Source organism: Necropsobacter rosorum (genome assembly GCF_964241405.1).
Lineage (GTDB): Bacteria > Pseudomonadota > Gammaproteobacteria > Enterobacterales > Pasteurellaceae > Necropsobacter > Necropsobacter rosorum.
The window spans coordinates 546,460-561,595 of sequence record NZ_CAXSXF010000001.1 but is presented as its reverse complement, the minus strand read 5'-3'; the positions used below and the strand labels follow the sequence as shown (position 1 = coordinate 561,595).

At 45.7% G+C, this 15,136-nt stretch carries 13 protein-coding genes; all 13 read right to left on the bottom strand.

What is annotated here, in order from left to right; genetic code table 11:
- Positions 1 to 26: 26 nt before the first annotated feature.
- Positions 27 to 863 carry a TIM barrel protein gene (locus ACESOH_RS02635; RefSeq protein ID WP_373099497.1) on the bottom strand — a complete coding sequence of 279 codons (837 nt, stop codon included), beginning with the start codon at positions 861 to 863 and terminating at the stop codon, positions 27 to 29.
- 192 nt (positions 864 to 1,055) lie between these two features.
- Positions 1,056 to 1,940 carry a sugar phosphate isomerase/epimerase family protein gene (locus ACESOH_RS02630; protein WP_373099495.1) on the bottom strand — a complete coding sequence of 295 codons (885 nt, stop codon included), beginning with the start codon at positions 1,938 to 1,940 and terminating at the stop codon, positions 1,056 to 1,058.
- 18 nt (positions 1,941 to 1,958) lie between these two features.
- On the bottom strand, positions 1,959 to 3,122 hold the full coding sequence (locus ACESOH_RS02625; protein WP_373099493.1) for a Gfo/Idh/MocA family protein: 1,164 nt from the start codon (positions 3,120 to 3,122) through the stop codon (positions 1,959 to 1,961).
- Between the two features lie 10 nt (positions 3,123 to 3,132).
- Positions 3,133 to 4,056, bottom strand: a complete 924-nt coding sequence (locus ACESOH_RS02620) for a TIM barrel protein (protein ID WP_373099492.1) — start codon at positions 4,054 to 4,056, stop codon at positions 3,133 to 3,135.
- Positions 4,057 to 4,218: 162 nt separating this feature from the next.
- The gene (locus tag ACESOH_RS02615; protein ID WP_373099490.1) at positions 4,219 to 5,001 is read right to left on the bottom strand and encodes a helix-turn-helix transcriptional regulator; all 783 of its coding nucleotides are present in this window, start codon (positions 4,999 to 5,001) and stop codon (positions 4,219 to 4,221) included.
- 179 nt (positions 5,002 to 5,180) lie between these two features.
- Complete coding sequence (locus ACESOH_RS02610) at positions 5,181 to 6,137, bottom strand: ABC transporter permease (RefSeq protein ID WP_373099488.1); 957 nt, start codon at positions 6,135 to 6,137, stop codon at positions 5,181 to 5,183.
- 48 nt (positions 6,138 to 6,185) lie between these two features.
- On the bottom strand, positions 6,186 to 7,703 hold the full coding sequence (locus ACESOH_RS02605) for a sugar ABC transporter ATP-binding protein (protein WP_373099487.1): 1,518 nt from the start codon (positions 7,701 to 7,703) through the stop codon (positions 6,186 to 6,188).
- Positions 7,704 to 7,839: 136 nt separating this feature from the next.
- Positions 7,840 to 8,775, bottom strand: coding sequence for a sugar ABC transporter substrate-binding protein (locus tag ACESOH_RS02600; RefSeq protein WP_373099486.1), 936 nt, complete (start codon positions 8,773 to 8,775; stop codon positions 7,840 to 7,842).
- 295 nt (positions 8,776 to 9,070) lie between these two features.
- Positions 9,071 to 10,207, bottom strand: a complete 1,137-nt coding sequence (locus tag ACESOH_RS02595; protein ID WP_373099484.1) for a Gfo/Idh/MocA family protein — start codon at positions 10,205 to 10,207, stop codon at positions 9,071 to 9,073.
- Between the two features lie 71 nt (positions 10,208 to 10,278).
- Complete coding sequence (locus ACESOH_RS02590) at positions 10,279 to 11,787, bottom strand: CoA-acylating methylmalonate-semialdehyde dehydrogenase (RefSeq protein WP_373099483.1); 1,509 nt, start codon at positions 11,785 to 11,787, stop codon at positions 10,279 to 10,281.
- Between the two features lie 180 nt (positions 11,788 to 11,967).
- Positions 11,968 to 12,813 carry a phosphoinositide-specific phospholipase C-related protein gene (locus ACESOH_RS02585; protein ID WP_373099481.1) on the bottom strand — a complete coding sequence of 282 codons (846 nt, stop codon included), beginning with the start codon at positions 12,811 to 12,813 and terminating at the stop codon, positions 11,968 to 11,970.
- Between the two features lie 11 nt (positions 12,814 to 12,824).
- Positions 12,825 to 14,216 (bottom strand): MFS transporter, encoded by a 1,392-nt coding sequence (locus ACESOH_RS02580; protein ID WP_373099479.1) that lies wholly within the window; start codon positions 14,214 to 14,216, stop codon positions 12,825 to 12,827.
- Between the two features lie 14 nt (positions 14,217 to 14,230).
- Positions 14,231 to 15,025, bottom strand: coding sequence for an inositol monophosphatase family protein (locus ACESOH_RS02575; protein ID WP_373099478.1), 795 nt, complete (start codon positions 15,023 to 15,025; stop codon positions 14,231 to 14,233).
- Between the last annotated feature and the right edge of the window lie 111 nt (positions 15,026 to 15,136).

Sequence of the window (15,136 nt, the reverse complement as noted above, 5' to 3'; positions counted from 1 at the left end):
TTGACTCCTTAGTGATTACAATAGGTTTATTCGCTGCAAAGATAATCAATGCTGGCATTGATCGCTTTTTCTACCGCTGCGGCATCCCAGCTATTCAGACCGGAAGCGAAGGGTTCGAATGAATAAATGCCCTGATAGCCCAGTTTTTCCAGTTCAATAACCTGTTCTTTGGATTTCAGCACATCAGCCGGACTGAGCATGATACGTTCTTCATCGGTCAGTTGTGCAGTCGGACGATTATCTTCCACACCGGAAAGATGAACTAAACCGATCTGGTTAATATCGACCGTAGCGGCATAATTCTCGAGCGGTAATCCGGCTAAATGATGGTGAAAAGTGTCTAACGTCAGTTTAAACGGTGAATTTGCTTGTTTGATCAGTTTGCCGGCAAGATTGAAAGAACGCAGGGAACTGACCGGAAACCCTAAAGGTTCAATCAGTCCTTTAATACCGTATTTGGCAAACAATGTGCTGAAATAATCAATGGAATCCAGTGTTTCCGACTGGCGTTGCTGCTCATTGCGCATATCGGGTTCATTAAACGGACACATAATCACCGCTTCGGCATTGATTTGCTGCGCGGTTTCCAGCATTTCAATTGCTTTTTGTGTCACTGCTTCTCTTGCCGCAACTAAGTTGAACGGGTAAAGTGCGTTAATCGTCACCACTTCGATATGATATTTTTCGGCCAAGCGATTAAATTGTTCGGCATTGAGCGAGTCAAGTATTTTACCGCTCGGCATATCATTACGGATTTCTACTTTTTTTAAACCGCACTTTTGCACGACTTGAAAAAACGCTTCAATACTTAATGCCGGAGCGATTTTGCGGTTGATACAAAAACGGGATCTGTCAATGTTCATCATAATCTCCTTAGTTTGATTAGAAACGGCGCCGTATTTCACTGGTTATATTAAGAAAAAGAACAAAAACGGCTTGTCTAATTTGGATAAAAATTTTTCAGAAAGGGAAAATTGTCGGGATAAATAAGATGGATTTCACAAAATCGGATGAAATAAAAACGCGGCGCTTTTTTGCAACGCCGCGATTAACCGTTATTTTAACAATTCCTGCTCAATCCGTTCTCTGGCTTTCGGCGCTTCGACGGCCATTTTTTCGGCAAATCCAAACATAGAAACGCAGGCGATGGCTTCGCCGCCGACCGGATAAGTGCGGTGGGAAAAATCCATGTTTCTTAAGCTCTCGAAAATCCCTTCGAAATCCACATCGCCCTCGCCCATCGGTAAATGCTGATGAACGACCGCATCGGTTTGCGGCGGATTGAGAATATAGCGGCAATCCATGGTTTGGTTGTAAGTATCGGCAAATAACACATGGGATAAATCCTCGCCGGCGTATGCCAGCATGGCGCGGACGTCGCCTTTGCCGCGGTCGTAGAAAAAGCCGTGCGGTGCGGAATAAACGTATTTGAGATAATCCGAACGATAGGATTTGACGATATCGCAGGTTTCATTATTCAGCTCGCAGAAATCATAAGGATGAGACTGAATTTCACAGCGAATAGCGTATTTTTCGAAATACGGCATTAACTCATCCAGCGAACGGAATAGCATGCCGTTGCAAAGTTCAGGTTGATGGGGGTCGCCGGACAGTTCGGTATTAATCACGCGCACATCCATGCTATCGGCAATTTCGAGCATCCGTTTCCAGTTTGCCACGGCGTGCCGGCGTTGTTCTTCGCTCGGACCGGACCAGCGATAGACTACGATAAAAGAAGAGATAGCCACACCGGTACGCTGTAACGCGGTGCGGTATTCTTTTTCGCATTCGCGGGAAAATAACGGGTGTTTATAAAACGGATTGATACGGGGATGGGGCGACTGTTCGATATACCGGTATCCCCAATCCGCCACCTGATAAACCATATCGCTGATGCTCATTTGTTTGGCGAGCACATCCACATCAAATGCTATTTTCATCGTTTTCTCCTTTTGCTGTTATTCATAATCAACCCAGATGCCGCCGGCATCAGCGGATTTCACGCAGTTTTCCACCCAGCGCACGCCTTCGACACCGGCGCGGATATCGGGATACCAGAAATCGGTTGCTTTTCCTTGCGCGTTTGCGGCGATTGCTTTGGCAAAGCGGGCGTATAAATTTGCCCAGGCTTCAAATAAGCCTTCGGGATGTCCGCCGCCGATACGATCTTCCTGCTGCGCGCTGTCATGCAGGTAGCCCATACCGCGTTCTAAAATCCGTACCGGTTCGCCCTGCACTTCAAAACGTAATTGATTCGGCTGCTCATCCCACCATTCAAGGCTGGCTTTTTCGCCGATCACCCGGATTTTTTGCCCGTGCATGGAACCGCAGTTTACGCAACTGGACCAGACCGTCGCCACCGCGCCTGTGTGGTATTCCATTAAGGTTGTGGCGTTATCTTCCAACGGGGCGCGGCTTGGTACAAAACTTTGCCGGGTACAAAGTAAGCGCTTGATTTTGAGATGCGGCAACATGACTTTGGAAAGGTATAACGGATGAGTGCCGACATCGCCCAGTACATAGCTTGGGCCGGCAAATTTCGGATCAACGCGCCATTTTGTGCTTGCCGTGCTGTTTTCAACCGCCACATGATGGAAACCGTGGGCGAACTGCATATTCACAATGCGTATTTCGCCTAATGCGCCGTCGGCAATTAAGCGGCGGGCTTCTTCGATCATTTGATGGCCGGCATAACCGTAAGTGATCCCCACTATGCGCTGTTGTTTGGCGGCCAGTGCGGCCAGCTGTTTGGCCTGTGCATAAGTAAAGCACAGGGGTTTTTCGCAAATCACATGTAAGCCGGCTTCCAGTGCGGCTTTACAAATATCGAAGTGCGTGTTGTTCGGTGTGGCGATGGAGACGGCCTCAATACCGTCAGGGCGTTTTGCCTCTTCGGCAAACAGGGTTTTATAGTCGGGATAACAGCGTGTCGCATCCACATGCAGATTTTTACCGAAATCTTTGCCGCGCTGCGCATCAATATCAAAGGCGCCCGCAACCAGCTCAAAACTGAAATCCCGCAGTGCGGCGCAGCGATGGATATAACCGATCTGACTGCCGCGGCCGCCGCCGACCATTGCCCAACGAATCGGGCGTTCTACGGTTTTTTCACCATAAATCATAATAGGCTCCTTAAAATCCGATAGCGGTTAAGTAATCACGGCTGATTCTGACATCCTGCAAACTGGTTGCCGCGTTACGCGGATCGCGCTCCTGCTCAACCGTAATGTAGCCGTGATAATCCAATTCCTCACATAAAACCGACCGCACTTTGCGGTAATCAATACAGCCTTCACCGATACGGCACATCACGCCCTGTGCGCAGGCGTCGAAAAAGCGGATTTTTTTCTGCATTATCCGCGCATAAACCGTCGGGTTAATATCTTTGAAATGCACATAATCTAGGCAAGCGGCGTATTGACGCAAATAATCCACCGGCGCCATGCCGGAATACCATAAATGTCCGGTATCTAAACATAAACCGGCCGATTCATAAGGTATCGCCTGAACAATGGCATCGATTTCATCGGCGAATTCAATATAGCCGCCGGCATGCGGGTGAATGACCGCCCGTACCCCGTAATCTGCGGCGATTTGCGCCAGCGTTTTAATATGCGAGAGCATTTGTTGCCATAGATTTTTCGCCAGACGAGGGGCTTTATCCGGATGACCGGCGGCGTAATCGCGTTCGTCATGTCCCCAGTCGATAATCACTAAATACGGGGCCGGAAATTTTTGTCCCGCTGTTGCCGGCGCCTGCGGGAGGCGGGTAATCAAGCGGCAAATAGCATGAGTCTGTTGTATCAGTTTGGCCTGATTGTCCGCCGTGATTAAATCGTCAAAAATCGTACCGGCGATAATATGAAGACGGTGTTTCATCAATGCGGCGGAAACGGTTTCGATATCAATGGGAAGATAACCGTAAGGGCCGAGTTCGATTGCCTGATAACCGGCTTGATGCGCCTCGGTTAATACCTGTGTCCAAGGCGGCAGATGGGGATTTTTCGGGTCATCGACACCCCAGCAGCAAGGTGCGGTGGAAATTCTGATGCTCATAGCTTCACTCCGTTTTGGTTTTTCATCGGTTAAAGTATATAAAACGGCGAGCAAGGCGATCTTGACGATCTTGCGATTTATGCGGCGGAAAAAACGGTTTTTTTGCGATATGGCGCACAAATCCGACAGGATGGCTTTGTTATCCTGCGCATGATAAAACTTTTAAAAAAATGACCGCACTTTTTTACCGATCCACGCGGCACGGTACTGAGTGGGGGAAATTCCGATCATTTTGCCGAATAATGTACTGAAATAATTTGCATCATCGTAGCCGACTAAACCGGCAATCTTGGTTATGCTGTAATTGGTATTAATCAGTAACGACTGCGCTTCGCCGATACGGCGGCGGATCAGATAACGGATAAGTGAGAATCCGGTTTGCCGTTTAAACTGATGGGCGAGATAAAACGGGCTGACATTAAAGCGCGAGGCGATCGTTGGTAAGCTGAGCGGCTCCGTGTAATTCGCATCCAGATAATGTTTGACTTGGTCAATTAAGGTTAATTTTCTGAAGGGCAGCGATATGATATTTTCTCGTGGTAATTGCACGATGATGCTCAGTAACGCGGCAAGGACATAGCGGCAGCTTTCGCTTGCCTGATTGCCGTGTTGTTTAATCTGGCTGAACATGATGGTTAGCAACTGTTCGATAATATGCCGTTTGTCACCGCTGGCAATCACGGCGGGAGCGCTGATATCGAACAGGCGGTTTTTTCCCGCCCCTTTGAGATGTAATTCTTTGATACCGCAGCAATATACCGCCATATCGGAATGCAATGCCGCCATTTCGTCGTGGAGAACGCCGCGGTTGAAAATCAGAATATCACCGGCTTTGGTATGATAAGCGACATCGCCGATAAGGTGGTTGCCGTTGCCTTTGACAATAAATACGATTTCCAGCCGGTCGTCATGCTTGTGCAGCACGCGCGGAAAATTCCGCTGCATGGTTTCCGTGTTGCACAAGTATAATAATTGCGGCAAACGGTTGTTTTCAAACATTGAATGTTTGTTGTCATTCAGGAAATATTGGAGCATGTTGCTGAAATTCCCGCATAAACGGTATTACACCGCATGAATGTGAGGCAGTCTCAACATTACATGTAATACCGTTTGCATTCCAAGGATTAACTGCCTTTTTTGCGCCGTTTTAAGGTGTCGAGCAAGACGGCGATGACAATAATCAAACCTTTGACGATTTGCTGCCAGTACGGATCAACCCCCAGCATATTCAGCCCTTTATTGGTGGTACCGATAATTAAGGCGCCGATCACGCACATCGGGATGGTACCGAAACCGCCGCTTAGCGATACCCCGCCGATAACCGCGGCGGCAATGGCATCCAATTCCCACGCCAGACCGTAGGACGGATTGCCCGCATAAGTTCGTGCCGCCAGTAATGCGCCTGCCAAACCGGACAGCGCGCCGGCCAGCGTGTAAACCCAGATAAGGGTTTTCGTGGTATTGATACCGCAGATTTTAGCCGCGTTTAAGTTACCGCCGACGGCATAAACATGGCGTCCGAAGGTGGAACGGCTGAGCAAAATATGCGATCCGATGACGATTAAAATATACAGAATAACCAGACCGGGCAAACCGAAAAGATTGACATCCGCAATCCAGGTAAAGGCTTCCGAAGAGGCGTCGATCGGACGTCCGTCCGAATAAAGCTGTGCCGCACCACGGGCGATGATCATCATCCCGAGGGTGGCGATGAAAGGCGGAATGTTACCTAATGCGGTTAAACCGCCGTTAATCGCGCCCATCAGCGCGCCCAGCGCCAACGAAATCGCAAAAGCGAGAATGGCCGCACTGACGGTATCGCCGCCGGTGACGATGGAGGCGGAAACGACGGCGGTGAACGCCACCATTGAGCCGGAGGACAAATCAATACCGGTGGTAATGATCGCAAAGGTGACGCCGATGGCAATAATGCCGAACATCGAGACTTGTTCAATAATGCTCCATACCGTACGGGCGGAAAAGAAACCGTCGATAGAAACGGATAAAACCAGAAATAAACCTATCAGAATAAAAATCATTCCATAGGCATTAATTATTTTTTTCAGTGTATCGTTTGACATAATACATACCCCATTTGTTATGCTGAGAGCGGTTTTGTGTTTGGCGGATTATTGCGGCGACAGCCCCGACGCTAATTCCAGCACCCGTTCCTGAGTCAATTGCTGATGCGGAATAATGCCTACCTGGGCGCCTTCATGCATCACCATAACCCGATCGCTCATAGACAGCAGTTCCAGCATATCGGAGGTGATCATAATAATGGTTTTGCCTTGTTTGGAGAGTTCCACCATTAATTTATACAGCTCGGCTTTGGCACCGACATCAATGCCTTTCGTCGGTTCGTCCAGAATCAGAATATCCGGTTCAAGCAGTAACCAGCGGGCGAGCAATACTTTCTGCTGGTTACCGCCGGATAAGTTATTGGTGATCACCTCAACATTGGGCGCTTTGATTTTTAATTTGTTTTTCTGTTCATCGGCCGTTTTGGTTGCGCGTGTAACGGAAACCAGAAAATTTTCCAGATAAGGCGACATTTTCGGCATAATCATATTGTCGGTAATATTCAGATTTAGGAATAATCCGGTCAGCTTGCGATCTTCTGTGACAAAACCGATTTTATACTTCATCGCGTCCAACGGATTGTTGATTACCGCTTTTTGACCGTGAATATAAATTTCACCGCTGTCAGCCGGTTTATAACCGAACAAACCCTCTACAATTTCCGAACGTCCCGCGCCCACAAGTCCGGCGATACCGAAAATCTCTCCCTTATAAACTTCGAAATTAATATCCTGATATTTGCCCGCACGGGTAAAATGTTTCACTTCGACGACGACTTCATCAGACTGCGGAAAGCGTTCGCGCTGGAACATTTCCGACATATCGCGGCCGACCATCATGGTAATCAATTCATCTTTACTGACCGTTGCAGTCGGTTTGGTACCGACATACTGACCGTCACGGATCACCGTGATTTCGTCGGAAACTTTGAACACTTCATCTAATTTATGAGAAATAAAGATAATCGCAATACCGCGTTGTTTTACGGTGTCGATGATTTTATATAACTGCTCGACTTCGCTCTCGGTCAGGGCGGTTGTCGGTTCGTCCATAATGATCACTTTAGCATCGTTGGATACGGCGGTGGCAATGGCGACCAGCTGCGCTTTCGCAACGGAAACATCGGCCATTTTGACGGTGACGTCCATCGGCACGCCGAGATCCTGCAAAATGGCGGCGGCGTGACTATCCATTGCTTTTTGGTTTAAAAAAAATCGACCTGAAGTCAGTTCACGGCCTAAATAAAAATTATCGGCGATAGTCAGATTGGCGGCTGGTGAAATCTCCTGCGGCACCATAGTCAGCCCGCTGCGAATCGCGTCGATGGGACGATTGGGGCTGAACGGTTTCCCGTCTAAAATCAGTTCGCCTCCGGCGTCAGGCGTGTAAATCCCATACAGAATTTTCATCAACGTCGATTTACCGGCGCCGTTTTCACCCATTAGGGCGTGAATACTGCCGCGCTTCACTTTGAGATTAATGCCGTTTAACGCTTTGACACCCGGAAAGGTTTTAGACACATTGCGCATTTCTAAAATGTAAGGGGAACGATTCGAATCATTCATCTGTAACTCCTTCATTTCATACCGAGGGAAATGCTGAGCATTTATGTTCGGTATGGGTTTTAAAGTGCGGTTGTTTTTTGGCTAATTTTTATCAGGCGCTGCCAGAGATAGGCAGCGCCCGGAGAATGAGATGACATTATTGGTATTTTGCCTGATATTCCGCTTTTTTATCCGGTGTAACCAGTTCGAACGGTATCCATCTGATGGCCGGTACTTTTTCACCTTTCGCCGCCAGATAGGCCATTTCGGCACCGGTTGCGCCCTGTCCCTGTGCGGATTGGAACACGGTGGCGTCCAGACCTTTACCCAGATATTCCAAGGCATCCGGTGTGGCATCCAGCCCGATAATCAGAATATCCTCGTCCTTGATGCCGAGTTTGCGGCTGGCCAGAATGGCGCCGATGGCCATTTCGTCATTATTGCTGACAACCACATTAATGCCCTTATGAGCGGCTAACAGATTTTCGGCGATTTCCAAACCTTTTGCCCGATCCCATTTGCCTTCCTGTTCGGTCAACACTTTGATATTGCTATGCTGAGCAAAAATTTCCTTATTGCCCTGTGTGCGTTTTGTCGTTGCATCCAAACCCAGCACGCCCATAAGAATAATCGCCTGTGACAGTTTTCCGTCCAGCGCGTTGACAATATAATCGGCCTGGATCCGACCTCCTTCGGTTTCATCGGAACCGACATAACTGGTGACATACTGCATGTCGCTGTCATGCGGTTTACGGTTGACGATAACCAGCGGTATGCCGGCTTTTTGCGCTTTGCGTCCGATAACTTTAATGATGTTCGGATCCGTCGGCACCACTAATAAGGCATCCACTTTTTGATCGATAAAGGTTTCCACGTCGTTTAATAAGCGGGCGGGATCACCATTGGCATCGGATAATTTAATTTCGACATCGTCGTGTTTGGCATCAAAATCCCGAATGGAATCCTGCAAATAGGTTTGCCATTTATCGGCAAAGGTGTACATCGGCGCACCGATAACGATATTTTTTGCTGTTACAAGCTGAGATGTTAAGAAGAGACCACCACATAACATAGCTAATAGTGCTTTTTTCATAATGCTGCTCCTGTTTGAATAAGTTGAAACATAACATCCTGAGATACCGCTATATTGCACAGGGAGGTTTGTTGTGAATATAAATTCCAAAATAAGACAATTTAGAACAAAATGTCTGAGAATATGTATAGCATTAAGCCGATCAGCCCGCAATCTTCAAGTTAAGAAATTGTGAAACAGATCTTATTTTTTGAAAACTATTTTCCGATATGTTTTTGTTTGGAATAAATTAATCATTTAATAAGAAAAAACGTCAATACGGGGAAGTATTGACGTTTGGTTGTACGGAGCGAAATCAAAGGATCTCGTTTACCTTGAGCCAGCTTTTTTGTACGGATGACAGCGCAATTGCATCCAGCACCCTTGATACCTTAAAGCCTTCGGCAAAATCGGGATAAATGGCTTGATCATTGGCCAGACCGTTGATTAAATCGCGAATTTCTACCGTTTTTTGATCATTAAAGCCGATACCATGGCCGGCACTGACACAGAAATGTTTATAATCCGGGTGCAGCGGGCCGGTCAGAATCGTTTTAAATCCTTGTCTTGCCGGGTCATCGTCATGTAAATAGAGCTTCAGCTCCGCCATTCTTTCCTGAGTGTAACTGAGGGTACCTTTTGTTCCGGTAATCACGTAGCTCAATCCCATTTTACGTCCGCAGGCGATGCGTGAGGTTTCGATTGTCCCCATGCAACCGTTGGCAAAACGGAGAAGTGCGCTGGCCTGGTCTTCATTTTCCACCGGCAAACGTGTTGCCGGATTGCGCGGATCCGGACGGGTTTTGATGACAGTTTCCATATCACCAATGACGCTTTCTATCTCGCTGCCGACCAAATACTGTGACATTTGTACGATATGTGCCGCTAAATCACCCAGCGCGCCGAGCCCGGCTTTGGCTTTAAGACAATGCCAGTCAAGCGGTGCGTTTTCATCCGCGAGATAATCTTCGTTATGGGTGCCGTAAAAATGGATGATTTTGCCGATTTCGCCACGCTCGATGATTTCACGCGCCAGTTGAGTGGTCGGGTTTTTGATATAGTTAAAACCGACCAGTGTTTTTACGCCGGCTTTCTGGGCGGCATCATACATAATTTTTGCATCGGCGGCGGTTAATGCCAGCGGCTTTTCGGCATACACATGTTTTCCGGCGGCGATGGCCGCAAGCGCGATATCTTTGTGTAGAAAATTCGGCGTACAGATATCGATGACATCAACATCGGGATCGTTAACGACATCCTGCCAATTGCCGGTAGAGCGGCGAAAACCGAATTCTTTGGCTTTTTGTGCGGCAAGTTCCGGCGTGATTTCAGCCAGGTATTCCAGTTTTAATTCGGCATCCAACGGAAATACGGTCGGCGCCTGAGCATAAGCGATAGCATGACAACGACCGATATAACCGGTACCGATTAAGCCGATTCTGATTTTTTTCATGATCAATTCCTCCAGCGGTTTTGGGCATAGAAAAGAGAGCCGGAAGCTCTCTTTTCGCATTGACCGTATTGTTATAATGTAGGCATACTGAATGCCGCCTGCGTATTCATATCAACATCCGGCCAGCGGGTTGTTACCGTTTTCATTTTGGTGTAGAAGCGTACGCCGTCCGGGCCATAAACATTTAATGCGCCGTAGGCGGATTCTTTCCAGCCACCGAAACAATGGAATGCCATCGGTACCGGAATCGGCACATTGATTCCCACCATGCCGGCTTGTACTTGATAAGCGAACTCACGCGCCGCCGCGCCGTTATTCGTGAAAATGGCGCTGCCGTTACCGAACGGATGTTCATTGATCAGTTTCATGGCCTGTTTAAAGTTTTCAGCACGGACAATACCCAGCACCGGTCCGAAAATCTCTTCTTTATAAATCACCATATCCGGCGTGACATGATCGAACAGGCAAGGCCCGATATAAAAACCGTCTTCATAACCCGCAGGTTTTTTATCTCGGCCGTCAACCACTAAAGTGGCACCTTCTTCAACCCCTTTATTAACATAGTTAGTGACGTTATTTAAATGCTGCCGGCTGATTAATGGCCCGAAATCCATTTCTTTTTCACCGTCTTTCGGCATTCCCGGTCCGAAACGTAAGGCTTCTACTTTTGGTTTTAATGCGGCAACCAGTTTATCCGCTGTTTCATCGTCGATAGTTACCGCAATAGGTAATGCCATACAGCGTTCGCCGGCAGCACCGAAGGCGGCGCCCAGCAATGCGTTTGCCGTGGCGTCAATATCGGCATCCGGCATAACCAAACCATGATTTTTCGCCGCACCTAATGCCTGAACCCGTTTACCGAATTCACTACCGACTTTATGGACGTATTCCGCTGCGACGGATGACCCGACAAAACTTACCGCTTTTACGCGCGGATCGCGCAATAAAATTTCATTATCATGGCGATCGCCATGCACCACGTTAAACACACCGTCAGGCAATCCCGCCTCTTTTAACAATTCCGCTAATCGTACGGACAAGGAGGGATCGGCTTTAGCCGGTTTCAGAATAAAAGTGTTTCCGCAGGCCAGCGCAATAGGAAACATCCACATCGGTACCATCGCCGGGAAGTTGAACGGGGTGATACCGACGCATACGCCCAGCGGTTGCATGGTCGAATGAATATCAATGCCCCGGCCGGCCTGCTCGGAAAACTCACCTTTTAATAAGTGCGGAATACCGCAGGCAAATTCCACCACTTCCAGACCGCGGGTCAGCTCGCCTTTGGCATCGGAAAAGGTTTTACCGTGTTCCTGGGTGATGATAGCAGCCAAATCATCCCAATCCCGTTGTAATAGTTCTTTGAATTTAAATAAGATACGGGCGCGGCGTAAAGGAGACGTCGCCGCCCAGGCAGGAAATGCCTTATGAGCAATATCCGTGGCTTCCAGCACTTCATCTGCGGTACTCATTCTGACCTGACGGATTTGCTCGCCGGTTGCCGGATTAAAAATAGGCCAAACTTTTTCGCCTTGGCTTTCAACTTGTTTTCCATTGATAAAGTTTAAAACGGTTTCCATTCTGTTCTCCTTCTGTCTGTTCAAAATTAATAGTTTTAAAACCGTATGGTATTCAACTCGTCCTCAATAGGCTAAAACAATCCCTTGTGTATTTCAATTCATTTATTTAAAAAATGAAATATTTATTTCATTTTTGTGATCTGGGTTTGATTTCAAAAGGGCAAAAAATTATTTCTACACTTAAAAATTCAATTTCAGTATATTTTGGCATGTCGTTGAATCAATAAAATCATAAATTTGCACTCCTTTGATACTACTTTTTTTCGTCTGTTTCCAAATCTGATTAGTATATCCGTTTAAGTATTGAGCGTAGATATCAGGAAATCCTAACTCACCGTTAGTCGCACTAATATGATTTAAAATAAGTACATTGTTTTTTATTTGTTCACTATCATTAATTAATTTATTTATGGCATAGCACTTATCATCTAAACTGGGACCATCCCACAAATCTTGTAACAGAATATTCTGATTACTATGCCAATTTACAGCCCATATTTTTTGATTATATTTGTTTAACTGCATGTGAGGAGGTGAGCATTCTAACGGCATAACTCTTCCGGCAGCCTGCCTGATAGTAGGCCAATAAGGATTACCTTGTTCGTCTGTTTCAACCTCATTCCATTGATAAAAAACATTTTTATATTTTAATACTTTACTTATTAATGCTTCTCCATATTCTGCAAAATCATCTTTATTTTCATTCGCATTTTGAATTCGCATTAAAATGAATTCAGTCGGATTACGATATAAAAATTCTCCACACGTTTCAAAAATTTGTTCGGCTTGAATATCACTGATCCATTCCCGATGAGCCGCAACCATTTCTTTACGTAAACGGATATCCAAAAAACGTACTCCGATTTGTAATTGTTCAACTAAAGACAATGCTTGTGTGCGATAATATCGATCATTACAATCCGAAGTCATGGTATCATGTGTTCCCGGAATAAGCAGTGTAGTAATACTGGCTTCCGGATTGCATTGGGCAATCCATTGATTGCCCACTATATTTTGATTATTCATACAATTAACACCTATGCCCGCGTACCATTATTTTTCACTTGTTGACGTTGTTTAAGTTTAATTAAAGTATGGGACATAAACACTGAAACTAAAGCTAAAACCGCTAATCCTAAAAATGCAGTTCCCAGTATTTGTGTATCTGTGAGATAAGATCTGATTATTTGACCTGTAGCGTCTTTATCCGGTGATTTAACTAACCCTCCTAAAACAATCGGTGCCAACAATGCCGGAATATAACCAATAGTGATTGCGAAAGACATAGCGGCAGAAGAATGTTTTTTAGTCACGCCTAATTCACCTATCGGCGCATAATATACACCCCTAATCATAAAAATACATGCTGACGCTAACAACATTAACGCAACCAATGTCCAAAACATTCCGGGAGAAATTAGATCTGTAGGAGCTTGATCAGGGAGATAACCATCAGTATATAAAGAAACGTCAGGGTGATTAGTGAAGAAAATTCCTCCGATTATAGTGAGAATAACGACTAAGATAATTTGCATAGTACGCATAAAATGAGCACTGGATTCAAAAACTTTTTCCACTAAGAACGAAGAGACTAAAGGCAACATACGTAATGCGATAACTACTGTAGCAAAAACTGCCGCAGCAACGGCACTGGTTCCGTATCCGCCTTGCAAAAAACGGGCAAAGTATGTACCGGCGGCAACAAACGCACCATAAATACAAAAAACATTAATCCCCGCAAGCCAAACCACCGGTAATCTAGCAACATGAGCAACACCTTTAATTGCCTCTTTTGTAGTATGTACTTGCGTATCTTCATCACCGACTTTTTGATCCTTAGGAACAATGAAGAAAACTGCAATACCGGTAATAATCACGATGATACAGCTGGTCATCATCATGGTTTTTGGACCAGCCTTGTAATACAACATTACTGTCCATAACAATGAAATGAGAAAGGCTAACAGACCACGTCCGAACTCAAATAAACCAAACACCATCCCCTGATGTTTTGCCGTCGTTGAAATTCTTAATGCTTTAAAATTAGCCGGCTTAAATAATACCTCACTGAAAAAGAGCATAGAAAAGAAACAGACTAATAATACCGGCATACTAAGCCCCGGAGATGAAAGCGTGAGAAACAGAGATATTCCACCAACGCCGATTGTTGCTAACAACATAATAGAACGAATTGAAAAACGATCTCCAACCCATCCCAAAGCAACGGTTCCTAAAATAATTACGAGCCCTTGCATAGAATAAAGATAGCCGGCTTGTTGATCCGTCACTCCCAAAGCGGCTGGAAACCCTCCGGGAACACTATTACGAATATCCCAAAATGCATAAATTAACTGTGCATTTACTGTAATAAGAATAAGTTGAAAAAATGAAGCTGGTGTAAATCCATATTGTTGTAAAAATTTTTTCATATAAAACTCCTTAGTTAAAAAGAATTTCTAATACTACTCAGCTGTTTAAAAACTTCTGCCGTACAACCGGCTAAAATATAATTACCTTTTAATAATCCGTCATTTGCTAAAAAATTATTAGTAACGCCTCCTGCCTCCTTAATTAACATAATTCCCGCTAATGTATCCCACGCATTAATATGCGGTTCAAAGTAGCCGATCAAGCGCCCTGCGGCGACATAAGACAGCATTAACGCACCAGAGCCGTTACGGATAAACATACCACCATCCGATAAAAGCCGTTGTAACAGCGGAATAAACGTATCGGGTTGAATACGGTGTGACATACCGACTCCGGTCAATCCTTCTTTTACAGAAATAGCGCCTGAGGTTTGAATCGGCTGCTCGTTGAGAAAAGCGCCGCAACCCAATGCGGCATGAAAAAGCTCGTTATGTAACGGATCGAACACGACGCCGGCAATCACTTCTTTATTGCGCAACACTGCGATCGAAATACACCAAGCATGTAAGCCGTACAAAAACGAGCTGGTACCGTCAATCGGATCCACTACCCAGCAAAATTCCCGTTCCAAACTGTCGGCGCCGGATTCCTCGCCTAAAAAGCCGTCTTGCGGGAAATGTTGCTTCAGTGCCGATTTAATTTCATTTTCCACGCTTTTATCGGCAATACTGACCAAATCCTGCGATTCGCCTTTTTTACATTCGATTTCCAATTTATGTCGGTTTAAATAGAAATCCAGTGCGATACCGCCTACTTTTTGTACCAGTTGACGGGCAAATAAATAACGCTGTTGAATATCGACATCCATCGCATATCTCCTTAATAAAAGATTTTGATTTTTATGGGCAACTGAAAATGAAAATTTTATATCGAATTATAATGTTAATGAATTAATTATTTTGTGATATAGGTTCGATTT